Source organism: Micromonospora sp. NPDC018662 (assembly GCF_044391475.1).
GTDB lineage: Bacteria > Actinomycetota > Actinomycetes > Mycobacteriales > Micromonosporaceae > Micromonospora.
The window spans coordinates 689376-711768 of the sequence record NZ_JBISAC010000001.1 but is presented as its reverse complement, the minus strand read 5'-3'; the positions used below and the strand labels follow the sequence as shown (position 1 = coordinate 711768).

The following is a 22393-nucleotide window of genomic DNA, read 5'->3' as shown; positions in this document are numbered from 1 at the left end:
TTCACTCGGCCCCGGGGGACACCACGTAGAAGCGGGGCATCGGCAGCATCCGCAGCCGCAGTCGGGCGCCGGAGCGGCGCAACTGCCAGGTGAGCGCCAGCAGCGCGGCGGCCAGCGAGATCAGGCCACCGATCCAGATGCTCGCCCCGGCACCGAACGTCTCGGCCGTCCAGCCGATGATCGGCGCGCCGACCGGGTTGGTGCCCAGGAACACCAGCACCCACAGCGCCATCACCCGACCCCGGAAGGACGCGTCGACGCCGAGCTGCACCCGCTGGTTGGCGGCCTGGGCGAAGAAGACCATGAAGAACCCGGTGGGCAGCAGCAGCGTCACCACCATCCAGTACGCCGGGGCGAGCCCGACCAGCGTGCCGAAGCTGGCGCAGCCGACCGCCGCGCCCAGCACCAGCCAGACCGAGGGCCGGCTGCGCCGGCCGGTGCCGGCGAGCGCGCCGACCAGCGCGCCGACCGCCAGCGCGGTGCTGAACAGGCCGAACGAGGCGGCGCCGGTCCGGAACACGGTCTTGGCCAGCGCGGCGAGCGTGAGCTGGAAGTTGAACAGGCTCATCCCGATCACCGACATGACGACCATCGGCAGCAGGAGGTCGGGGCGGCGGGCGACGTAGCGCAGGCCGTCCACCACCCGGGCCTGGTCCCGTTCGCCGGCCGGCGGCAGGTCCTTGCGGTGCAGTTCGGCGGGGCGCATCCGCACCACGTTGACCAGCGGCGCGATGGAGCTGAGCGCGGTGAAGAGGAAGACCGGGCCGACGTCGAAGGCGGCGATGGCCAGGCCGGCGACGGCGGGGCCGACGATCCGGGCGGAGTTGAACACGGCCGCGTTGAGCGAGAGCGCGTTCGGCAGCAGCGTCACGCCGACCAGCTCGGAGACGAACGCCTGCCGCACCGGGGTCTCGACCGCGTTGGCGACGCCGAGCAGCGCGGCGAACGCGAACACGTGCCAGAGCTGCACCACGCCGGTGACCACCAGCAGGCTCATCCCCAGCGCCAGCACGGTCCAGAACGCGTTGGCGACGAAGAGCAGCATCCGCTTGTCGTACCGGTCGGCGAGGCGGCCGGAGAGCAGCGTGAGCAGGAGTACGGGGGTGAACTGCAACGCGGTGACCACGCCGAGCGCGGTGGCGGAGTTGTCGCTCAGCTCGAGGACGAGCCAGTCCTGGGCGATGAACATCATCCAGACGCCGATCAGTTTGATCAGCTGCCCGGTGGCGAAGAGCCGGTAGTTGCGGACTCGTAGGGACTGGAACATCGTGCTCAGCTTGGCCTGCACTCTAGGTGCGCCTCCTCGCGTCGGGTACGCCTCATCGACAACTGACGAAGCGGACCGCGCGACGCGGGGTCAGCCGCGAGCGATCGCCTGGAGGATGTCGGCGGCCCGCCGGAGCGTGTCGCGTTCGTCCTCGGTGAGCGCGGCCAGCCGACCTGCCAGCCATTCGTTGCGGGCGCGCTCGAACTGGTCGAGCACGGCCCGTCCCCCCTCGGTCGCCGCCAGGATGACCTGCCGTCCGTCGGTCGGATGGGGGGTGCGCTGCACGAGGCCGCGCTCCTCCAACTTCGCGACGATCTTCGTCATCGTCGGCGGCTGCACCCGTTCGACGTCGGCCAGTTCCCGTGGCGTGAGGGCACCCGCCAACTTGAGGCTGGTGAGCGCCGACAGCTGGGTGACCGTGAGGTCGCCGACCGGTCGGGCCTGTCGGACCCGCCGGTTGAGTCGGGTGATCGCATCTCGCAGCTGGGGGGCCAGCTGCGCCGGTGGCACGCGTCTCGCCGTCACCGTCCGCTCCGTCACACTCGTTAGCCTAACTAATGAGCCTGGCTAACGACGTGCGTTATGACCAGGCTCACCAGCGTCAGAGCAGCACGGCCTCGATCGGTCCGCGCAGGAAGTAGAGGATGAAGAGCGCGGCCACGCCGTACAGCAGGGGGTGGACCTCCCGGGCCTTGCCCTTCGCCAGCTTCACCAGCACGTAGCTGATCACGCCGGCCCCGATGCCGTTCGAGATGGAATAGGTGAACGGCATCAGCACGATGGTGAGGAACGCCGGGATGGCGATCTCGTAGTCGGTCCAGTCGATGGTCCGGACCGCCGTCATCATCAGGAAGCCGACCACCACCAGCGCCGTCGACGCGGCCTCGAACGGCACGATCGCCGACAGCGGCGCCAGGAACATGGCCAGCAGGAACAGGCCGCCGGTGACCAGGTTGGCCACGCCGGTCCGGGCACCCTCGCCGACCCCGGCCGCGCTCTCGATGTACGACGTGTTGCTCGACACCGAGGCCGCGCCACCCGCGGCGGCGGCGATCGAGTCGACCAGCAGGATCTCCTTGGCGCGCGGCGGGGTGCCCTGCTCGTCGAGCATGTCCCCCTCCTGGCCGATCGCGACCATCGTGCCCATGGTGTCGAAGAAGTCCGTGATCAGCAGCGTGAAGACGAACATCAGCGGGACCAGCCAGCCCACCCGGGTCCACGAGTCCAGCACGTTGAAGTTGCCCAGCAGCGACAGGTCCGGCAGGTCCACCACCTGCTTCGGCAGCTCGGGCACGTTCAGCGCCCAGCCCTTCGGGTTCGGCTTGCCGTCGACGAAGGACGGGCCGATGTTGCCGATCGCCTCGACCACCACGGCCAGCACGGTGGAGGCGAGGATGCCGATCAGGATGGCGCCGCGGACCCGGCGTACCACCAGCACCACGGTGATCAGCAGGCCCACCACGAAGACCAGCATCGGCCAACTGACGATCTTGCCGTTGATGCCCAGCCCGACCGGCACCGTGCTGTTCGCCGCGTCCGGCACCCGCCGGACGAACCCGGCGTCGACCAGCCCGATGATGGTCAGGAACAGGCCGATGCCGACGCCGATCGCGGTCTTGAGCTGCGTCGGCACCGAACGGAACACCGCGGTGCGCAGCCCGGTGAGCACCAGGATGCCGATCAGCACACCCTCGATGACCACCAGACCCATCGCGTCCGCCCAGGTCATCTGCGGCGCGATCTCGAAGGCCACCAGCGCGTTCACGCCCAGCCCGGCGGCCAGCGCGATCGGGAACCGGGCCACCACCCCCATCAGGATGGTCATCAGGCCGGCGACCAGCGCGGTCGCCGCGGCCAGCGCCGGGATGGCGAGCGTGCGCCCGTCGGCATCCTCCGCGCCGCCGAGGATCAGCGGGTTCAACACCACGATGTACGCCATCGTGAAGAACGTGGCGAAGCCACCGCGGATCTCCCGGCCCGTGGTGGACCGGCGGGCGGAGATCTCGAAGAAACGGTCGAACGCGTTGCGCGGGTGCGCGGGATCGGGCGGTGTGCCGTGGTCCGCCGGCGGGGCAATGGACATCGGGTCCTCATCTTGTCGATCAACCGGTCTTGTCGCGCGCATCGTGCCAGATCACCCGGCGGACAGGAAAGAACGATCACGTACGCTGGGCCGGTGCCCCAGGAGCAACAGCCGCGGCCGGAGCCGCTCGACCCGCCGATGGTGCCGTTCGCCGTCGCCGGGCTGATCGCCTGGGCGGTGGCCGGTCTGGTGCTGCTGATCTTCTGCCGGGGCTGGCTCACCGCGCACGGGCACCAGAACTGGCTCTGGACCTGCCTCGCCGGTTTTCTGTGGGGCTTTCCCGGCTTGGCCACGATGATGCGGCACGACGCCAACCGGCGTCGCCGTCGGGCGGCCGCCGAGCGTCAGCGCTGACCGGTCAGGAGTGCGCGTACGGCTCCGCCGGCTCGGCCGCCTCCCCGGCACCGGGGGCCCGGCCGACGGACATCGCCTCGACCGCGCTGTCGTCGTAGATGGTGGGCAGCTCGGCGACCGGCGTCTCGGCGGTGTCGACGAGCGTCTCCGAGTGGGCGCCGCAGCCGTGGTCGGCGCTCACCACCCGACCGTCGTCCGGGGCGAAGAAGTTGCCGCACGCCCCGAAGGTCAGCCGCAGCGAGCCGGCCAACGGCAGGTAGAAGCCGCAGGTGCCGCAGCGCGCGGCGGCCGGCGCGGCGGCCGAGATGGCGGCGTCCGGCCCGTGGTCGCCGTCATACCACCGCTGGGCGGTCTCCGCGCGCCCTTCCCGGGACAGCACCCGGGCCCGGCCGAGGCCCAGCTCCCAGGCGGTCTCCTCCACGGCCGGGTCGTCGGAGAGCAGGTAGCCGGGGGCGAGCCGCTCGTCGTCGGCCGGGGTGGGCAGCAGGTCGCCCGGACCCAGGTCGCCCGGCTTGAGCCGCTCCTGCCAGGGCAGCCAGCCGGGGGCGAGCATCGCGTCCGGGCCGGGCAGCAGCACGGTCTCGCAGATGGTGACGTGCTTGCTGCGCGGCACCCGGGTCACCGTGACGGCCCAGCGCCAGCCGCGGTAACCGGCCATCCGGCAGTCGAAGTAGTGGGTGACGACCCGGTCGCCCTCGGCGACGGCCTGGAGATGATCGCCGACGTCGGTCGGCTCCACCTCGGTGATGGCGTCGCGGGCCACCTCGACGGCGGCGGCGCAGACCTGGTCGAGCCGGGGAGCGCGGGCGGAGGCGGGCCTGGTCACCTGTCCATTGTTCCCCATGCCCGTCGGCGGGTTCTCTCCGGGTGAGGCGGCACGCGTGGAGCAGATGGGCGAGGATGGGACACATGGCGCTGTCCTCCCGCTCCGGCCGCTCCTTTCTCGGGCGGACCGTGGGCACCGGCATCCGCGCCACCCGGCTGCTGCTGCGGGGGTCGCTGCACGGCGGGCGCTGGATGACCCGCCGGGCCGGCACCGCCCGGGCCCGCAGCGCCGGCAACGAGGTGGGCATGGTCCGCCTGTTCGACCTGCACGCGCTCTCCTGCGCCGGGGACACGCTGATCGCCATCGGCCTGGCCGGGACGATCTTCTTCGACGTGCCGCTCGGCGAGGCACGCAACAAGGTCGCGCTCTACCTGCTGGTGACCATGGTCCCGTTCGCCATGCTCGCCCCGGTGGTCGGCCCGCTGCTCGACCACTTCCGCCACGGCCGGCGGTACGCGCTGGCCACCACCATGCTCGGCCGGGCGTTCCTGGCCTGGTTGATCTCCGACTACATGGGCGGTCTCGGGCTCTACCCGGCGGCGTTCGGGGTGCTCGCCCTCTCCCGCGCCTACGGGGTGGCCCGGTCGGCGGCGGTGCCCCGACTGCTCCCCGACGGGTTGGGGTTGTCCCAGGTCGGCGCGCGGGCCAGCGTCTACGGCACGGTGGCCGGCGCGCTGGTCGCCCCGATCGGGTTGGCCGCGTTCTGGTTCGGGCCGCAGTGGCCGCTCCGGGTCGCCACGGTGATCTTCCTGGTCGGCATGGTCATCTCGCTCCGGCTGCCGCCGAAGGCCGACTCGGAGCCGCCGGAGCGGATGCCGCACCCGCTGCGGGCGATGCGCCGCCGCGACGGCGAGCGCCCGCTGGGCCGGGGCCGCCCCGCCGGCCGGCTGGTGATCGCCACGTTGATCGGGGCCGCGGCGCTGCGCGGGATCTACGGCTTCCTGCTGCTCTTCCTGGCCTTCGCCATCAAGGCCGGCGACCTGACCACCGACTTCTTCGGCCGCGAGCTGGGCGCCCAGGCCGCGCTGGGGGTGGTCGGCGGCGCGCTGGCGGTGGGCACGTTCCTGGCCACCGCGCTGGGCACCCGGCTGCGCATCCACCGCCCGACCGCGATCCAGTCCAGCGGCACGATCATCGTGGCCGGCGTGGCGCTGCTCGCCACGATCAAGTTCTCGCTGCCCATGGTGGCGCTGCTCTGCCTGGTGGCCGCGATGATGAGCGGGATCGCCAAGCTGGCGGTGGACGCCTCGATCCAGGAGCGGATCCCGGAGCGGCTGCGGGCCAGCTCCTTCGCGCACTCGGAGACCGCGCTGATGCTCGCGTTCGTGGCCGGCGGCGGGCTGGGGCTGGTGCCGTTCACCGGCCTGATCGGGGTGGCGGTCGCCGCCGGCGTGGCCGCCCTGGTGGCCCTGCGCGGGGTGCTGATCGCCGGCCGCCTGCGCGGCGAGCACCTGGTCGGACGGCCTTTGGGCGACGACGAGCCGAGCAGTGGCCGCCCGCTAGGCGACGACGAGCTGAGCAGTGGCCGGCCTTTGGGCGACGACGAGCTGGCGATGCCGCCGGCCGCCCCGCCGGTCACCTCGTTCGACGACCCGGCGCCCACCTCGCCGGCCCCGCAGCGGGTCGACTCGCCCCCGCCGGACGACGACGCGCTCGCGCCGCCCGGCTTCCACATCTACCGCCCCTCCTCGTCGGTCGGCGGGCCCGGCGCGGCCGAGGACGAGACCCGGCGCGACCCCCGGGGGCCGGTGGCGTGACCGGTCTGCTGGTGGTCACGGCGGTGCCCGCCGAGGCCGAGGCGGTCCGCGCCGGCCTCACCGACCCGACCGTGACGGTACGACCGGTAGGTGTCGGCCCGGCCGTCGCCGGTGCCGCCACCGCGCGGCTGCTGGCGCTGGCCGAGGCGGCCGGCCGGCCGTTCCGGGCGGTGGTCAGCGCGGGGATCGCCGGCGGCTTCGTCGGCCGGGTCGCGGTCGGCGGCACCGTACTGGCCGACCGTAGCGTCGCCGCCGACCTCGGTGCCGAGTCGCCGGCCGGGTTCATCCCGGTCGAGGAGCTGGGCATGCCCCCCGAGCTGCTGGGCGTCGGCCGCACCGTGCCAGCCGACGCGACGCTGCTGGGCACGCTGCGCGCCGCCCTGCCGGCGGCCACCGTCGGCACCGTGCTCACGGTCAGCACCGTGACCGGCACCGCCGCCAGCACCGCAGCCCTCGCTGACCAGCACCCGGACGCCGTGGCCGAGGCCATGGAGGGGTACGGCGTCGCCGTGGCCGCCGCCCAGGCCGGCGTCCCCTTCGCCGAGCTGCGGACGATCTCGAACCCGATCGGCCCCCGCGACCGCGGCGCGTGGCGCATGCGCGAGGCGTTCACCGCGCTCACCACCGCCGCTGCCGCACTCCGCTGACCGTCTGGTCGAACCGCATCGCCGCCGGCCGGCTCGGCTCGATCTCGAACCCGCACGCGCGTAGAAGGTCGATTCCCGGCTGCTCGGTCAACGCCCGGACACAGACCGGACCGTTCGCGGCGAGCGCGGCGATCAGCGCCTCGACGAGACGCCGGCCGATGCCCAAGCGCCGGTAGGCGACCATGACCAGCACGCCGTCGAGCACGGTCTCCGGTGCCTCCGGAAGCATGCCGTCACCCCATCGCAGGTGTGGGCTCTCGTCGTGCGCCCGCAACTCACCGATCAGCTCGCCGCCGGGCAGCTCCGCCACGAACCGCCAAGCCGTGGCCGGCACGCTCGGGCCGGTGACCCGACGTACCGTCACCGTTCGCCGCACCCGCTCACGCTCACGACGCTCGTCCCGGTAGTCCCGATTCAGCCGGTAGCTGGCCGGCGGCAGCGGCAACGGCCACAGCTGCGGCGGCAGCGAATACCACTCGGCCCACCAGGCTCCCGGCCAGTCCCGTGGCTCATGCACCTCCCAGACGTCGAGGTGCGCGGGATAACGGCGACCCGCCTGGTCACGCAGGTCGTCGTGCGGCACCGGCCCCGGTTCGGTCGGCACCCCCGCTCCGGTGTCATGCCCGGGCCCGAGCTCGACGGCCATCTGGGCGCCGGCTGCCCGCACCAAGCGCTCCACGGTGCGGTAACGCGGATCCGTAGCCCGACCGGACTCGATCCGGGCGAGCGCCGACTGCGGAAGACCCGCTCGTCCGGCCAGTTCACGCTGGCTCAGATCGGACCGCCGTCGCAGTCGCCGGAGCAGTTCTCCCAGGTCGGCCCCCTGGCCGCTCGACGGAATTGGCTCACCCACCACACCATGGTCCCGACCACGGGTCACACTCTCAACAGGGCCGGCCTTCCTGTGGATAACCCTGTGGACATCGGCTCGGACGGGGGACAAGGTGTGGATGGTTGCGGCCCTTTCGAGCTGAGTCGTTGGTGATATCACCGCTAGCGCCCTGCTCCTTGACGGTCGAGGGTGGCGGCGGGGCGAGCCGGACCCGGGGCGGGCCAGGCCGGATTTGAGCGAGGCCGAACCCGTCCAGCGGGCGGTTGGGCCAAGCAGGGCCGGACCAACGAGCCGAGCCGGCCGAGCGGGCCGAGCCAGGCGAACTGGCGGGCGGACCGAGGCGGCCGAGCGGACCGAGCCGGCCGAGCGGACCGAGCCGGCCGAGCGGACCGAGCCGACCGAGCGGACCGAGCCGACCGAGCGGACCGAGCCGACCGAGCGGACCGAGCCGGCCGAGCGGACCGAGCCGGCCGAGCGGACCGAGCCGGCCGAGTCAGGCGGAAGGGCGGGCTAAGCGGGCTAAGCGGGCTGAGCAGCCTGAGCAGGCCGAGCAGGCGGGCCGGGCCGAGCAGGCGGGCCGGGCCGACGGCGCGAGGCGGAGGGGTGGAGTGGACGAGCCGACGTGGCCGGGCATGGCGGGGTAAAGGCTGAGTCGTTTCTGATATCAGCTCGAAAGGCGATCCGAGAGGGACATCAGCCGGCCGGGACGGGAAGGACACATGCTTCCCAGGACGGGCAAGCAAGGATCAGGACCCCAGCCGGGATCAGGGCCGGGACGCCCCCGGGACCAGGTTCCGTCCAGGGCCAAGGTTCCTCGGGGGTAAGGAGCACGTGGCCGGAGTCTCGGCACATCAGGTGGCGGGCGGACGTGCGGGCGGAGTTACGGTGGGGGTGTGGCGCTCTCCCTGGCGATCTCCCCCTGCCCCAACGACACGTTCGTCTTCGACGCCCTGGTGCACGGCCGGGTGGCCGGCGCGCCGCCGGTCGAGGTGACCTACGCGGACGTGGACGTCACCAACACGGCCGCCGAGCGGGGAGCGTTCGACCTGGTGAAGGTGAGCTACGCGGCGCTGCCGTGGCTGCTCGACGACTACCACCTGCTGCCCTGCGGCGGGGCGCTGGGCCGGGGCTGCGGCCCGCTGGTGCTCACCCGGGGCGACCGGGCCGACCTGTCCGGCGCGACGGTGGCGGTGCCCGGCGAGCGGACCACGGCGTACCTGCTGTTCCGGCTCTGGGCTGCCGGGCAGGCGCCCGAACGGATCGAGGTGGTGCCGTTCCACGAGATCATGCCGGGCGTGGCGGCCGGCCGGTACGACGCCGGCCTGGTGATCCACGAGGCCCGTTTCACCTACCCGCGCCACGGGCTGACCGCCCTGGTCGACTTGGGCGAGTGGTGGGAGGGCGACACCGGGCTGCCGATCCCGCTCGGCGCGATCCTGGCCCGCCGCGGCGCGGTCGACCCGGTCGAGGCCGCCGCCTGGATCCGCGAGTCGGTGCGGCAGGCCTGGGCGGACCCGGAGGCCAGCCGCGGGTACGTCCTCGCGCACGCGCAGGAGATGGAGCCCGACGTGGTGGACCGGCACATCGGCCTCTACGTCAACGAGTTCACGGCCGACCTGGGTGAGGCCGGCTTCGCCGCCGTGGAGGCGCTGCTGGGCCGGGCCGCCGACGCCGGGCTCGTCCCTCAGACCTCCAGCTCGCGCGCCACCGCGTGGACCAGCTGAGCGATCTTCTGCGCGGCCTTGCGATCCGGGAAGCGACCCCGGCGCAGGTCCGGCTGGACCTTCGCCTCCAGCACCTTGATCATGTCTTCGACCAGGCCGTGCAGTTCCTCGGCCGGCCGGCGACGCAGCTCCGCCACGGACGGCGGCGCCTCCAGCAGCTTCACGCCCATGGCCTGGGCGCCCCGCCGGCTGTCCACCACGCTGAAATCGACCCGCTGGCCACCCTTCAGGTCGGCGACACCCGCCGGTAGCGCGCCCTTGGGCAGGAACACGTCGCCACCCTCGTCACTGGTGACGAACCCGTATCCCTTGGCCGCGTCGTACCACTTCACTCGACCCGTCGGCACCTGTCGAACCCCGCTCCACTCGAACCGTCTACCCCTCCAAGGCTAGCCCGATGATCCGGTCCACCGCCGCCGGGAATTCCCCGAGATCATCCAGCACCAGTTCGGCGCCGGCCGCGCTCAACTCGGCCGCCGAGCAGGGTCCGGTGGCCACTCCCACCCCTGGGATTCCCGCCGCCCGCGCGGCCGCCATGTCGGCCACGTGGTCGCCCACGTAGAGCGTCGCGCCGTGCTCCCGCAGCGCGGTCGCCTTCTGCTCCGCGAACAGGTCGCCGGCCAACTCGTCGACCGCCAGGTCGAGGTGGTCCAGGTGCAGCTTCGCCAGCCGGCCGATCTTCGAGGTCACCACCATCACCCGGCCGCCGCGCTCGTGCACCGCGCGCACCGCGGCCTCCGCGCCCGGCATCGGCACCGTCGGCGTGATCGCGTACGCGGGATACAGCTCGCGGTAGAGCGTCACCGCCTCCTCGATCCGCTCCGGCGGGAACCAGTGCGCCAGCTCGGTACGCAGCGGCGGACCCAGCCGGGACACGGCCAGTTCCGCGTCCACCGGCACGCCGGTGCGCTCGGTCAACGCGCGGTAGGCGGCGGCGATCCCGGGGCGCGAGTCGACCAGGGTCATGTCGAGGTCGAAGCCGACCATCAGCGGAGGCATGCCGAGAACGTACCCAGCGGGCTAGCGTGGTACGACGATGACCACCTCACTCGCCGACCATCTGCGGGCCCTCCCCGACGAGTCGCTGGCCGCCCTGCTCCAACTGCGGCCGGACCTCGTCGTGCCGGTGCCGGCGGACGTGTCCGCTCTCGCCCTGCGCGCCCAGTCCCGGGTCTCCGTGGCCCGGGCGCTCGACGGGCTGGACCAGTTCACCCTGCAGATCCTCGACGCCGCCCGGCTCACCCGTGGCCCCGACGGCACCACCTCCACCGACCAGATCCTCGCCATGGCCACCGCCGGGCCGCACCCACCCGCCCCGACCGCGGTCCGTGCCGCCGTCGACCGGCTCCGGGCACGGTTCCTGCTGTACGGCCCCGAGCACGACCTGACCGTGGTGGGCGGCGTCGACGAGGTGTCCCCGTACCCGGCGGGGCTGGGTCGCCCGGCAGCGGAGCTGGACGCGCGCGCGGCGGCGCTCTGCGCGGACCCGGCGAAGCTGCGGCGGGCGCTGCTCGCCGCGCCGCCCTCGGCCCGGGCGGTCCTGGACCGCCTCGCCGGCGGGCCGCCGGTCGGCACCGTGGCGCCGGGCGCGCTGGAGGCCCCCGCCACCGGCGGAGAGGACGTGCTCCCGCCCGACCTGGTCAACGGCGGGACGCCCACCGGCTCCCCGATCCGCTGGCTGGTCGAGCACCACCTGCTGGTACGGATGTCCGGCGGTCGCCACGGCACGGTCGAGCTGCCCCGGGAGGTGGGGCTGGTGCTGCGCCGCGACACCGGTCCGCTCGGCCCGCTGCGCACCAGCCCGCCCGCGGTGTCCGGCCCGCCCCGGGAGACCAAGGCCGTCGACTCGGCCGGGGCCGGGCAGACCATGGAGGTGGTCCGGCACACCGAGGCGCTGCTGGAGGCGCTGGTCGTCGAGCCGGCCCCGGTGCTGCGGTCCGGCGGCGTCGGGGTGCGCGACCTGCGCCGGCTCGCCCGGGTCCTCGGGCTGGACGAGCCGACCACCGCGCTGATCTTCGAGGTGGCGTACGCGGCGGGGCTGACCGGTGAGCTGGAGCTGACCGGCGCGGCCACCACCCGCTACGGCGGCGACCAGCAGATCGCGCCCACCGGCGGGTACGAGGTGTGGCGCGCGGCGTCGCTCGCCCAGCGCTGGGAGCAGCTCGCCCGGGCGTGGCTGGCGATGACCCGACAGGTGGGCCTGGTCGGCCAGCGGGACGACCGGGACCGGCCGATCTCGGTGCTCTCGGCCGAGGCGGAACGCGCCGGCGCACCGGCCGCCCGCCGCGCGGTGCTCGCCGTGCTCGCCGACCTGCCGCAGGCCACCGCGCCGACGCCGGACGAGGTGCTGGCGCTGCTGGACTGGCGGGCGCCCCGACGGGCCCGGGGGCGGGAGACGGCGCACCGCGACGTGCTGACCGAGGCGGCCCGGCTCGGGGTGACCGGGCTGGGCGCGCTCACCTCGTACGGGCGGCTGCTGCTGGCCGAGCTGACCGACGCCGACGAGCGCGGCGACGACCCGCTGGGGCTGCGCTCCGACGCCGAGTCGGGCGACCCGTCGACGGCGGTACGCGCGCTGGACGGGCTGCTGCCCGCCCCGGTCGACCACGTGCTCGTGCAGGCCGACCTGAGCGTGGTGGTGCCCGGCCCGCCCGACCCGGCGCTCGCCGCCGAGCTGGACGTGGTGGCCGAGCACGAGTCGGCGGGCGGGGCGAGCGTGCACCGGGTCACCACGGCGAGCATCCGGCGGGCCCTGGACGCCGGGTACACCGCCGACGACCTGCACGCGCTGTTCCGCCGCCGGTCGCGTACCCCGGTGCCGCAGGGGCTGACCTACCTGGTTGACGACGTGTCCCGCCGACACGGCGGGCTGCGGGTCGGGTCGGCCGGTGGCTACGTGCGCAGCGACGACGAGGCGCTGCTCAGCGAGGTGCAGGCGGACCGGCGGCTGGAGTCGCTGGCGTTCCGCCGGCTGGCCCCCACCGTGCTGGTCACGCCGTACCAGGTGAACCGGATGCTGCTCGCGTTGCGCGACGCGGGGTACGCGCCGGTGCCCGAGGACGCCACCGGCGCGACGGTGCTGTCCCGGCCGAAGAACCGGCGCGCGCCGGCCCGGACGCCGCTCACCGGCCGGGCCGTGGACCCGCTGGCCACGCCGAAGCTGCCGATGCCCCGCCTGCTCGGCGTGGTGGAGCAGATCCGCCGGGGCGAGGCGGCGGCCCGGGCGGCGCGGCGGGCGCCGGCGGTGGTCCGCGGCGGCCCGGCGGCCACCGGTCCGACGCCGGTGACCGGGCACGGCGACGCGCTGGCCGTGCTCCAGCAGGCGGTACGGGACAAGGCGCTGGTCTGGGTGGGTTACGTCGACGCGCACGGGGCGACCGCGTCCCGGCTGGTCCGGCCGGTCTCGATCGGCGCCGGCTATCTGCGCGCCGAGGACGACCGCACCGAGATGCTGCACACGTTCGCGCTGCACCGGATCACGGCCGCCGTGCTGGAGGAGTGAGTCACTCCCCGTTGCGACGTAACGTGCCGATCACCGAGACGGCCAGCAGCAGCCCGAACGCCGCGCCGGCCGACTCGCCGACCGAGTCGACGAAGCCCTGCCGCTGCACCAGCAGTCCGAACAGGAACCAACCGAACACGCCTGCGGCGGCGGTCGCGTAGCCGACCACCTCCGCGGTGGAGACCTGCTGCGGCGTCCGCTCGCTTTCGGGAAGCACGTCCTGATCGACGGTCATGCCAGCCCCTCCCCGCCCCGTGGTGGACCCGGCTTCCAGAGTGGCACCGACCGAACCGCGCGGACAGGGGTTAAAACCCTGATCCGGACGGTCCGGTCACGGCCGGCGGCCGAACACCACCACCCGGGTGCCGATCGAACCCAGTTCCCAGAGGCGGACCGCGTCGCGGTGCAGCAGGTTGACGCAGCCGTGCGAGCCGATCGCGCCGTTGTGCAGGTAGGTGGTGGTCTCGTGGAAGCCGATCCCGCCGTTGAACTGCTGCCAGTAGGGCAGCCACACCTCGTACGGGTTGGACCACTCGCGCAGGTTCCGCCCGCCGACCGAGTAGGTGCCGGCCGGCGTGGCGTACCCGGACATGCCGGTGCGGGTGACGGTCGGGCCCAGCACGACCGTGCCGCCGCGCATCGCCCACACGGTCTGCCGGGTCAGGTCGACGCAGAACGTGAGCCGGGCACCGGCCCGGCAGCGCGACACGTCGGTGTCGGCCAGCCGCTTCGCCACGTCGTACGTGGTGGGGCCGGCGCGACCGGACGCCGGGCTGATGCCGTACCGGGTCTGGAACTTCTTGATCGCGACGCAGTCGGCGGCGGACTGCGCACCGTCCACGGTCAGCGTCCCGAAACCGCCCAGCCGGCTCAGGTAGCGCTCCACGGCCCGTTGGTGCTCGCCCTGCGGGCACCCGGTGGACCGGCTCGGTTTCGACGTGGGTTTCGGGGAGGCGGTCGCCGACGGCGACCGGGAGGGTTTCGGCGTGGCCGTCCGGTTCGGCTGCGCCGACGGGGACGTGGTCGACCGTTCGGGCGTGGGCGGCGCGCTCGCCCCCGATGCTCCCTCCGTCAGCCCGACCGGCGCCGGGGTGGTGACCCCGGCGCCCTCCGTCTGCGGATCGAGCGCGCACGCGCCGACGCCGACCAGCACGACCACCGCCAGGCCGGCGACCCGGGCGAAGAACCGGACACGCTGCATGGGCCCTCCCTGGACAGTTGTCCCGCTTGCTAGACGTCTGGGGCGAGTGTGACGTTGCCTGTCCAGCGAGACTTTTTTCTAACATTCCCCGGCGTGCAACACTGGACGGCGTGAGCGGTGGACCACTGATCGTGCAGTCGGACAAGACGCTGCTGCTGGAGATCGACCACCCGGACGCGCAGGCCTGCCGGATGGCCATCGCGCCCTTCGCCGAGCTGGAGCGCTCCCCCGAGCACGTGCACACCTACCGGCTCACCCCGCTGGGCCTGTGGAACGCGCGGGCGGCCGGCCACGACGCGGAGGGCGTGGTCGACTCGCTGATCAAGTATTCGCGTTACCCGGTGCCGCACGGGCTGCTGGTCGACGTGGCCGAGACGATGGACCGGTACGGCCGGCTCCAGCTCGCCAACGACCCGGTGCACGGGCTGGTGCTGCGCGCGCTGGACCGGGTGGTGCTGATCGAGGTCGCGAAGAGCAAGAAGCTCGCCGGCATGCTCGGCGCGAAGCTCGACGACGACACCATCGCGGTGCACCCGTCCGAGCGGGGCCGGCTCAAGCAGGCGCTGCTGAAGCTCGGCTGGCCGGCGGAGGACCTGGCCGGTTACGTGGACGGCGAGGCGCACCCGATCGAGCTGGACCAGGCCGGCGCCGACGGCGGGAAGCCGTGGACGCTGCGGTCGTACCAGCGGGAGGCGGTGGAGGCGTTCTGGGCCGGCGGGTCGGGCGTGGTGGTGCTGCCCTGCGGCGCCGGCAAGACGCTGGTCGGGGCCGCGGCGATGGCCGAGGCGAAGGCGACCACGCTGATCCTGGTGACCAACACGGTGGCCGGTCGGCAGTGGAAGCGGGAGCTGATCGCCCGCACGTCGCTGACCGAGGAGGAGATCGGCGAGTACTCGGGCGAGCGCAAGGAGATCCGCCCGGTCACCATCGCCACGTACCAGGTGCTCACCTCGCGGCGCGGCGGCGCGTTCACCCACCTGGACCTGTTCTCCGCGCGCGACTGGGGCCTGGTCGTCTACGACGAGGTGCACCTGCTGCCCGCGCCGATCTTCCGCTTCACGGCGGACCTCCAGGCCCGCCGCCGGCTCGGCCTCACCGCGACGCTGGTACGCGAGGACGGCCGGGAGGGCGACGTGTTCAGCCTGATCGGCCCGAAGCGGTACGACGCGCCGTGGAAGGACATCGAGCAGCAGGGCTGGATCGCCCCGGCGGAGTGCACCGAGGTACGGGTGACGCTGACCGACGCGGAACGGATGGCGTACGCGACGGCGGAGGCGGAGGAGCGCTACCGGATGGCGGCGACGGCCCGCACCAAGCTGCCGGTGGTCCGCGCGCTGGTGGCACGCCACCCTTCCGAGCAGGTCCTCGTCATCGGCGGCTTCCTCGACCAGTTGCACCAGCTCGGCGAATATCTGGACGCGCCGATCGTGCAGGGCTCCACCACGAACAAGGAACGCGAGCGGTTGTTCGACGCGTTCCGAGCCGGCTCGTTGCGGACTCTGGTGATTTCGAAGGTGGGGAACTTCTCCATCGACCTGCCGGAGGCGGCGGTGGCGATCCAGGTGTCCGGCACGTTCGGGTCGCGGCAGGAGGAGGCGCAGCGGCTGGGCCGGGTGCTCCGGCCGAAGGCCGACGGCCGGCAGGCGCACTTCTACACCGTGGTCTCGCGGGACACCATCGACACCGAGTACGCCGCGCACCGGCAGCGGTTCCTCGCCGAGCAGGGGTACGCGTACACCATCGTGGACGCCGACGACGTGCTCGGCCCGTCGCTGCCGAGCGTGGACTGATCCACGGGCATTTCACCCGTCAAGTCCCCGACCGCATCCTTCACCGAAGACTACCGCGTGAGCTACGGCTTTCAGCTATTCAGCCTTGGCTATGTCGCCGAAAATCTCTTCCTTCAACTCACGGTAAACCTGCATCTCAGGGCCGATTAGCGGAGCGAGGGTGTCCCGCGCGAAGGCCACCCAATCGCTACCTGCCTTTGTGAGCACCAACAGACGACGAAGCCCGACAAATACCTCCCCGGCAGCCGACTTCATGTCATCCGGGTCGTTATTCCGAGCGATGCTGTTTCGAATTGCACCAGCTTTGACAGCCAGAGCATCAGTTATCTTCTCCTCCTGATCAACCTTACCGCACAGAGCGGCGATCACCTCATCATCAAGTAAGTAGGACTCAATGTGACGGCGACCAAGCACCTTCACTCCACCAGCTTCGAGTTCCCGCACTTCCTCCAAACTCCTATGATCTCTGTCGATCAGCCTTACCACCTTTGTCCCGGTGGCAATAGCCTGGATTGTCCGCCCGATTTCCAGTCGATCAACCGAAGCATCATAGCTGTTACCTACCGACATAAAATCCACATTCGGGAATTCGGAAGCAAAAATCCGCCTATAACAACTCGCGTCAAACTCTGCCTTGCGATCCCGTTGCTCCCTCACGGGTCGACCTTCGCAGAGAACAATCTCCGCTGGCGCGACCAGCTCAGCTAAGTCTCCCAAAGCGACGTCTAGGGTCCGTGCCCAAAAATCTCGAGATGGCGCAATTGGACGCAGAATAACGGGCTGATCGAAGTCAACCCCCTGCAGATCGATAAAGGCTACAGATCCCGGGTGCTCCTTTGCCATCTTCCAAGCTTCGCTCATAAATCCGATGCTGTGACTAGCAAGGATTAACTGACAGGCTTCGGGCAGAAGGTGGAGCATGGCGCGCAGAAGCTTCGCCTGAACACGCGTATTCAGGTGCGTCTCCGGTTCATCGATGCACCAGATTGTATTGTCAAAGTATTCGCGTTTCACGACGAGGTCCAGCAAAAGATCGAAGGCTGCCTTCTCTCCAGCCGACAGGTTCTTATAGAGAAAGGCATTGACGGAGCCCTTGGCGAAGTAGAAGGTTCCGGCATCAACAGCGGCGCCCACTCCTCCAACGCCCGTAAGTTGGAGGTCCGGGAATACCTCCATCATAGCTTCCTGAACTTTTCCGATAATGCGGCCTCGAAGTTCGGCCTTAGTCATGTCGTCCGGCACGGAATCACTGTAGACGCCGTCGATTGTCGCCATGATGAGTCGCTGGTAGTTGTCCGAGACGCTTGCATCGTTATCGATCAGCCGAGAAACTTTCGGGGCGTCGAGCGGTGAAGCCAACCGATTAAAGCTAGACACGTTGAAGTCGGCCTCGTTGCGGAAAGCGCTCCGCACGTAAATCAGCTTCTTGCGGTCCGCGCCCTCGGGCAGCGGCTCGTGAAACGAGACCTGAACATGTTGCGGCCACGATATAGAGGCAGTGCCCACTTTGGTGCCATACGTCTCATCCCAATTCATGCCGGGAGCCCCATTTGCCCAATGCCAAGTCTTCAGACCGTCGAAGATTGATGACTTTCCGGAGCCATTCGGTCCTGCAAGGACAATCAGCTTCGCATGAGACGGGAGACCGCCGATGGTTGCTTGCGTGAAGCGCTTGAAGCCGTTGAAACTCATTGTCTTTAGACGCACCAGCTGACTGTACCGACCGATCCGGCTTATGAATAGCATGAGGACGCCCCCCGCGGCCGGCTTATGCCCGGACTTTACGTATTGCCCCTTATTAACAGTGCCGGCAGGCGCCTACGCGTCCGTAGCCACTGTTGACCGGGTAGTTATCGCCCACCACAGCTTCTAGTGCCTCGCCTTGGAACGTTGATCGTGCAATCGGTCGGTTCTCAGGACCCGTCGGGCAGGCTGTCTCCCATCACTGTGGGGAGGTGGTGGCCGGTGGGCAGACGCCCGCAAGTGTTCGTCCAGCAGGTGCCGGGGGGCAGCGGCTGCAGCGGATTACTCGGACGGCGAAGGACCCGGTGAAGCTGCGCCGGGCGATCGTGGTGCTGATGTCCGCCCACGGTCAGCCGGCGCCGGACATCGCCCACCTGCTGTAGGTGACCGAGGACTACGTGCGGGACGTGATCCACGCGTCCAACGAGCGGAGGTTCGACGCGCTGGACCCAAAATGGAGCGGGGTGCACCGAGACGGATCGATGAGCAGACCCGCGACTGGATCTGCGCATCGCCCGGCGCGACCTCCGCCTCCTCGGCCAGCCGTTCTCCTGCTGGTCGCTGGCCAAGCTGCGCGACTACCTGATCGACGCCGGCTACGTCACGACGATCAGCGTCGAGACGATCCGGCGGATCCTGCACGAGCGCGGGATGCCGTGGCAGGCCACCAAGACCTGGAAAGCCAGCACCGATCCGGACTTCACTACGAAGATGCGCCGGATCCTGGACCTCTACGACCACCCACCCGTGGACGGCCGGGTGATCTGCGTCGACGAGTTCGGGTCGCTGAACCTACAACCTCGACTCGGCCGAGCCTGGCGAACCCAGCGAAAGCCGGTACGGCTGCGGGCCACCTACGCGCGCGACCAGGGCGTCAGGCACATGATCGCCGCCCTGGACCTGACCACCGGACGCCTGCACTACCGCATTCGCGACCGCAAACGCTGGCGCGAGTTCCTGGCCTTCCTCAAGACGCTGCGCCGCCGCTGGCCCGGACCAGCGTCGTTACCTGATCCTGGAAAACTTCTTCCCGCACAAGCACCCCGAGGTCCGCGCCTTCTCCGCGGCTAACCAGACAGACCTGGTCTTCCTACCGACCTACGCGTCCTGGCTGAACTGGATCGAAGCCGAGTTCGCCGCTGTGCGGTACTTCGCCCTCAGCGGCACCGACCACCGCAGCCACACCGAGTAGGACGCCGCCATCGGCAACTACGCCCGCTGGCGCAAACAACGACCCCGATCAAAGACCGAATTCGCCGCGAACTCCAAGATCCACCACCCGGATTGCCCGTTCAAGGCTGCATGACGAGGCACTAGAGACGGACAGCCTTGTTGCGAAGCCACTCTACGAGTCCAACCGCTTGGCCCCTCAGCGTCTCGTCCTTTAAAGCAAGTTCGACTGCCGCTCGGACCGCAGCCTGCAGGCCGCCAACTTCTCGCCCCAATTCGATTACCCAATCATGAAGGTCCCGACCATCGAGCCTTTCCAAAATTAAGCGAAGCCGTGATGCGCCACCTGGAAATGCAGGAGTCCAATCGGAGAAGCCCCCTGCTCGCCACGCCGAAAATGCACCTCTCAATACAACTTCTGGTGCCGCATCGCCGATTAGATAGGCAATTTTTCCAGTGTCTTTTACAGCCCCGCGCTGGTCACCATCATATATGCCTAAGAACGTAACCAATTCACCACCTTGACCAGCCATCTCATGCAGTACCTTATTTATGCCGGATTCGCCGTTTGCTACGAAACGCACTTCAAGATAGCGAACAAGCTCCGAGTCCAACATTGCTATTAGTTCGGCAAGGACCATTGCACCCACCCGATCTTCCACTAGCGCAATAGCGGAAACCACAGGAGACAATCCCAGATGAGATGCAATCTCGGCAGTCCCAAGATTAGACGCTACCTGCGGCGTCGGCAATGAAGAGACCAACGATACGTGTTTCGAAGGGAGGCGCTGAAAAAAGCCAGGAGAGTGAGTCGATACCACCATACAAAGGTCACGTTCAACAATTGAGGCGATAACCATATCAGCGAGTTGCGGTTGCGAGAAGGCGGCGAGGTGGTTTTCCGGCTCTTCGAGCAGCACTACCGAACCGGGAGGCAATGACCACAGTTTCCAGATGAGATACGCAGCCGACAATTCCCCTCTACCCATATTCAGAAGAGAATACCGCTGCATCATGGAAGTTACTTCGAAAAACGGGCGCGGCGTATCGTCAGAACTGAACTCAGTTATCTCGTAAGCTAATACTTCGCTGTACTCCCGACGCAGGACGTAGGAAAGATACTCCACCTGCGACTTGGCAAACGGAGAAGGGTCCACGCCCTCTAGAAGATCCCGAGGTTGCGCATCCAGCCGAACCTGACGAAGGATTTCTTCGGTTTCCGCTGCGGGGTCAATGTAGAAAACCTCGAACGACTGACCCACCGACAGGTCAGTTGGCCGGAAGTTGGACGAGAATTTGGTTTCACTTCCGCCCCTTATTAATGTCACCTCAATCGATTCCAACCAGGGTGGAACTCCTGGGATCGATTGGGAATCGTCGGCCAATTCACCCGCCAAGCACCGATGCAGGGCGCCCAGCAATGTGGACTTACCAGCACCGTTGCCACCAGAAAGAACGGTCAGCCCTGGCGAAAAGGAGAGCCGCTGAGTATCCCCATTTACAGTTCGCAGCTGTGCAGCCACAAGTTGAGTAGAGTAATTTCGCGCATTCAGCCTTACTAGACGGGACTGCCGTTCGGCGAACCTCACAACCATCCCGGACCCCCCCAGCCAATCCGCGAAGCTCGCCCAATAAGTGTGCGATCAGGGTCTGACGTAAGCCCAAGATCGCTCCAGGCATCCCCTAACCCATCTCGCACAAATTCAAGATACGGATGGGCACCTTGCACTGACTGGAGAATCATCCACGCACAGCAATCCCGTAGGATTACAGATGACACATCAGCAACTCGAGCGGTGGCGCGGTCATTAAATATCGCCAAGGGAACCTCATTTGGAATCCCGAGCAGCGCTTCTCTGTGTGCGCGCCACCGCTCAACCAGAAGGACAGTCTCAACGAGAGCATTCTGCAGCTCCTCGAGCTGGCCATCCCGTGCTAGGCGCGCTGCCACACAGAGCCATGTATGGATTGTAGATTTATTTGGCTTTATCTTATGTTGTCCACCCAGCCCTGGAATGCTGAGAAAGAAGGCAAGAGCTTCCTTCGCTCTATCTACTACGGGCCCTTCGAAAGCCCGGTGTTCCCGGTAGCGGGCTGCGACTCTGGCAGAGGTAATCTTCTCCGTGAATCCGCGCTGTTCAAGCGTAACCAGGAACCTCGAGAGCAAGTCGTCATAAGCCATCCTGGCGTTGGAGAAGCCTAAACGCTGCTGTGTCATACCATGCGATTGCGCCCACTCAACGAGGCCCTTAACCTGATTGCGGGCAAGGCCCACAAAGGCGTTCCTCTTCTCAGCCTCAGTCAGTGCGACCGGCTGGTTCAATCTAAAGAACAGTTCATGAGGCTCATCAGGCGTGAAGTCACGCAATTCGAACACTCGAATTGCATATGCTTCGAACTCGTCTTGAACTCCCAGAGGAAGCTGACCAAAACGCAGACCGTCAAGGCTTTTTATAGAGTCGATCGACGGTTCCACCGATCCATCTACCGGGAAATCACCTCGCATGAAATCACGAATGGCCGTCAATCGCTGCTGGCCGTCTAAAACATCAAACTTCCCCTCGCCCTTCGCGACAAGATGAATAGGCGGCACATGCCATTGACGCAAGATTGTGTCGATAAGCTTCTGCTTTTTGGGAGTTGACCAAACTTCGCCGCGCTGGAAGTCTGGCTGCAGGTCGATGACTTTGCGATTGATCCGGCGGTAGATCGTCGCGATGTCAGGGTCGCTTGTCTGGAAACGCAAGAGGTGGGCTCCATTCGAACGACGGTGGCGCAAACCGGAAGATTGCCCGTCCGCCGAATCTTTCGCCTAGCCGGACAAGGCTCGCCCAACGCTCTAAGAACCTCCCGTGGCGGTTTAGCCGGAATCTCAGAGCGTCCGGCGGGCACCTTCATTATCGATCAGCAGCTTCGACCTAGGCAACACACCTAGTGTCGATGATGTAGGTGGGTAACTGACTCGAAGACGTACTTGCCATAGGTGAATCGGCGGCTCGCGGTCTTTCTGGATGATCCAGGGCTGATTCAGTCAGTTGACATACACCCCTCGTGTCGGGCCCGCCTCGCCGTGTCAACGCCGTCGAGACCTCGCTCTCGGCTCCCCGTTGCCGTCTCCGCCCATCGTGCTTGCAGGGCCGGGTTGGTCCCCGCCGCGCGGCAGTCTACGGATCTACCCCTCCCGTTCCCGAAGCGTGCGACGAAGACCCGACACCAATATCGGATCTAAAGAGTTGTGGTCAAGGATCAGCAGGGCATAGGATACCTGTTTGTCCTGCGACCGGCCCCTGCCCGGCTTCTAGTTTCCGGGCGGCGCTGTGCATGTCGCCGCCCGACGCGCAGGCGGTGGCTCCCGAGAAACCGGTCACGCGTGTGGCCGCGGGGGCGTTCCTGCGGAATTGAGGGACGTGGTGCACCGAGCAGGTCGGCGCATCGTTCCTGGGCGGTGCCGCTGTCCGTCCCCTCCCGAGCTGATGGCAGAAACGACTCGCCCGATA

20 protein-coding genes and 1 pseudogene are annotated in these 22393 nt (G+C 69.0%); 8 read left to right on the top strand and 13 right to left on the bottom strand.

Annotation, left to right across the window (positions count from 1 at the left end):
• Position 1: 1 nt before the first annotated feature.
• The 3 genes from ACH495_RS03440 to ACH495_RS03430 form a co-directional block, all read right to left on the bottom strand.
• Positions 2-1288 carry an MFS transporter gene (locus tag ACH495_RS03440; RefSeq protein WP_396856142.1) on the bottom strand — a complete coding sequence of 429 codons (1287 nt, stop codon included), beginning with the start codon at positions 1286-1288 and terminating at the stop codon, positions 2-4.
• Between the two features lie 69 nt (positions 1289-1357).
• A complete protein-coding gene (locus ACH495_RS03435; RefSeq protein WP_396856141.1) occupies positions 1358-1807 on the bottom strand; it encodes a MarR family winged helix-turn-helix transcriptional regulator in 450 nt (149 codons plus the stop codon).
• 61 nt (positions 1808-1868) lie between these two features.
• On the bottom strand, positions 1869-3350 hold the full coding sequence (locus ACH495_RS03430) for an NCS2 family permease (protein ID WP_396856140.1): 1482 nt from the start codon (positions 3348-3350) through the stop codon (positions 1869-1871).
• A 138-nt stretch (positions 3351-3488) separates the two neighbouring features.
• Between ACH495_RS03430 and ACH495_RS03425 the strand changes: the two genes are divergently transcribed.
• Positions 3489-3704 (top strand): DUF2530 domain-containing protein, encoded by a 216-nt coding sequence (locus tag ACH495_RS03425; RefSeq protein WP_396856513.1) that lies wholly within the window; start codon positions 3489-3491, stop codon positions 3702-3704.
• A 4-nt stretch (positions 3705-3708) separates the two neighbouring features.
• Here ACH495_RS03425 and ACH495_RS03420 read toward each other — a convergent pair whose 3' ends face one another.
• Positions 3709-4548, bottom strand: coding sequence for a DUF3027 domain-containing protein (locus ACH495_RS03420; RefSeq protein ID WP_396856139.1), 840 nt, complete (start codon positions 4546-4548; stop codon positions 3709-3711).
• Between the two features lie 65 nt (positions 4549-4613).
• On the opposite strand from ACH495_RS03420, the gene ACH495_RS03415 reads away from it, so the two are divergent.
• Positions 4614-6287 (top strand): MFS transporter, encoded by a 1674-nt coding sequence (locus ACH495_RS03415; protein ID WP_396856138.1) that lies wholly within the window; start codon positions 4614-4616, stop codon positions 6285-6287.
• Positions 6284-6934, top strand: a complete 651-nt coding sequence (locus ACH495_RS03410; protein ID WP_396856137.1) for a futalosine hydrolase — start codon at positions 6284-6286, stop codon at positions 6932-6934. The genes ACH495_RS03415 and ACH495_RS03410 overlap by 4 nt, the downstream gene beginning before the upstream one ends.
• Here ACH495_RS03410 and ACH495_RS03405 read toward each other — a convergent pair.
• Positions 6906-7538, bottom strand: a complete 633-nt coding sequence (locus ACH495_RS03405; protein ID WP_396856512.1) for a GNAT family N-acetyltransferase — start codon at positions 7536-7538, stop codon at positions 6906-6908. The two genes, ACH495_RS03410 and ACH495_RS03405, sit on opposite strands and share 29 nt — an antisense overlap.
• A gap of 54 nt (positions 7539-7592) precedes the next feature.
• Positions 7593-7787: pseudogene (locus ACH495_RS03400) on the bottom strand (helix-turn-helix domain-containing protein); the annotation flags it as partial.
• Between the two features lie 872 nt (positions 7788-8659).
• On the opposite strand from ACH495_RS03400, the gene ACH495_RS03395 reads away from it, so the two are divergent.
• Entirely contained in the window at positions 8660-9490 is an 831-nt protein-coding gene (locus tag ACH495_RS03395) for a 1,4-dihydroxy-6-naphthoate synthase (RefSeq protein WP_396856136.1), read from the top strand.
• On the opposite strand, the gene ACH495_RS03390 is transcribed toward ACH495_RS03395, so the two are convergent.
• Both ACH495_RS03390 and ACH495_RS03385 read right to left on the bottom strand, forming a co-directional pair.
• Complete coding sequence (locus tag ACH495_RS03390) at positions 9451-9837, bottom strand: cold-shock protein (protein ID WP_073826071.1); 387 nt, start codon at positions 9835-9837, stop codon at positions 9451-9453. The two genes, ACH495_RS03395 and ACH495_RS03390, sit on opposite strands and share 40 nt — an antisense overlap.
• A 28-nt stretch (positions 9838-9865) precedes the next feature.
• Positions 9866-10489 (bottom strand): HAD family hydrolase, encoded by a 624-nt coding sequence (locus ACH495_RS03385; protein WP_396856135.1) that lies wholly within the window; start codon positions 10487-10489, stop codon positions 9866-9868.
• A gap of 37 nt (positions 10490-10526) precedes the next feature.
• Between ACH495_RS03385 and ACH495_RS03380 the strand changes: the two genes are divergently transcribed.
• Positions 10527-12992 (top strand): helicase-associated domain-containing protein, encoded by a 2466-nt coding sequence (locus tag ACH495_RS03380; protein ID WP_396856134.1) that lies wholly within the window; start codon positions 10527-10529, stop codon positions 12990-12992.
• Position 12993: 1 nt separating this feature from the next.
• Here ACH495_RS03380 and ACH495_RS03375 read toward each other — a convergent pair whose 3' ends face one another.
• Complete coding sequence (locus ACH495_RS03375) at positions 12994-13227, bottom strand: hypothetical protein (protein WP_396856133.1); 234 nt, start codon at positions 13225-13227, stop codon at positions 12994-12996.
• Between the two features lie 96 nt (positions 13228-13323).
• Positions 13324-14193, bottom strand: coding sequence for a L,D-transpeptidase family protein (locus tag ACH495_RS03370; protein WP_396856132.1), 870 nt, complete (start codon positions 14191-14193; stop codon positions 13324-13326).
• 110 nt (positions 14194-14303) lie between these two features.
• Here ACH495_RS03370 and ACH495_RS03365 point away from each other — a divergent pair, with 110 nt between their 5' ends.
• Complete coding sequence (locus tag ACH495_RS03365) at positions 14304-15983, top strand: DNA repair helicase XPB (protein ID WP_396856131.1); 1680 nt, start codon at positions 14304-14306, stop codon at positions 15981-15983.
• Between the two features lie 75 nt (positions 15984-16058).
• Here the strand turns inward: ACH495_RS03365 and ACH495_RS03360 are convergent, their stop codons facing one another.
• Entirely contained in the window at positions 16059-17690 is a 1632-nt protein-coding gene (locus ACH495_RS03360; RefSeq protein ID WP_396856130.1) for an AAA family ATPase, read from the bottom strand.
• A gap of 687 nt (positions 17691-18377) precedes the next feature.
• On the opposite strand from ACH495_RS03360, the gene ACH495_RS03355 reads away from it, so the two are divergent.
• Together ACH495_RS03355 and ACH495_RS03350 are read left to right on the top strand one after the other, a co-directional pair.
• Positions 18378-18797: a hypothetical protein gene (locus ACH495_RS03355; RefSeq protein ID WP_396856129.1), complete on the top strand. Its 420-nt coding sequence runs from the start codon at positions 18378-18380 to the stop codon at positions 18795-18797.
• Positions 18736-18918 carry a transposase gene (locus ACH495_RS03350; protein ID WP_396856511.1) on the top strand — a complete coding sequence of 61 codons (183 nt, stop codon included), beginning with the start codon at positions 18736-18738 and terminating at the stop codon, positions 18916-18918. Before ACH495_RS03355 ends, ACH495_RS03350 begins: the two co-directional genes overlap by 62 nt.
• A 121-nt stretch (positions 18919-19039) precedes the next feature.
• Here the strand turns inward: ACH495_RS03350 and ACH495_RS03345 are convergent, their stop codons facing one another.
• Both ACH495_RS03345 and ACH495_RS03340 read right to left on the bottom strand, forming a co-directional pair.
• On the bottom strand, positions 19040-20419 hold the full coding sequence (locus tag ACH495_RS03345; RefSeq protein WP_396856128.1) for an ATP-dependent nuclease: 1380 nt from the start codon (positions 20417-20419) through the stop codon (positions 19040-19042).
• Positions 20420-20481: 62 nt separating this feature from the next.
• A complete protein-coding gene (locus ACH495_RS03340; RefSeq protein ID WP_396856127.1) occupies positions 20482-21642 on the bottom strand; it encodes a DUF262 domain-containing protein in 1161 nt (386 codons plus the stop codon).
• Between the last annotated feature and the right edge of the window lie 751 nt (positions 21643-22393).

Bases quoted from the DNA above. Each gene is read 5' to 3' on its own strand.
- ACH495_RS03370 (WP_396856132.1), bottom strand. From the start codon at position 14,193: ATGCAGCGTGTCCGGTTCTTCGCCCGGGTCGCCGGCCTGGCGGTGGTC.
- ACH495_RS03375 (WP_396856133.1), bottom strand. From the start codon at position 13,227: ATGACCGTCGATCAGGACGTGCTTCCCGAAAGCGAGCGGACGCCGCAG.
- ACH495_RS03380 (WP_396856134.1), top strand. From the start codon at position 10,527: ATGACCACCTCACTCGCCGACCATCTGCGGGCCCTCCCCGACGAGTCG.
- ACH495_RS03385 (WP_396856135.1), bottom strand. From the start codon at position 10,489: ATGCCTCCGCTGATGGTCGGCTTCGACCTCGACATGACCCTGGTCGAC.
- ACH495_RS03415 (WP_396856138.1), top strand. From the start codon at position 4,614: ATGGCGCTGTCCTCCCGCTCCGGCCGCTCCTTTCTCGGGCGGACCGTG.
- ACH495_RS03430 (WP_396856140.1), bottom strand. From the start codon at position 3,350: ATGTCCATTGCCCCGCCGGCGGACCACGGCACACCGCCCGATCCCGCG.
- ACH495_RS03355 (WP_396856129.1), top strand. From the start codon at position 18,378: ATGCCGTGGCAGGCCACCAAGACCTGGAAAGCCAGCACCGATCCGGAC.
- ACH495_RS03425 (WP_396856513.1), top strand. From the start codon at position 3,489: ATGGTGCCGTTCGCCGTCGCCGGGCTGATCGCCTGGGCGGTGGCCGGT.
- ACH495_RS03420 (WP_396856139.1), bottom strand. From the start codon at position 4,548: ATGGGGAACAATGGACAGGTGACCAGGCCCGCCTCCGCCCGCGCTCCC.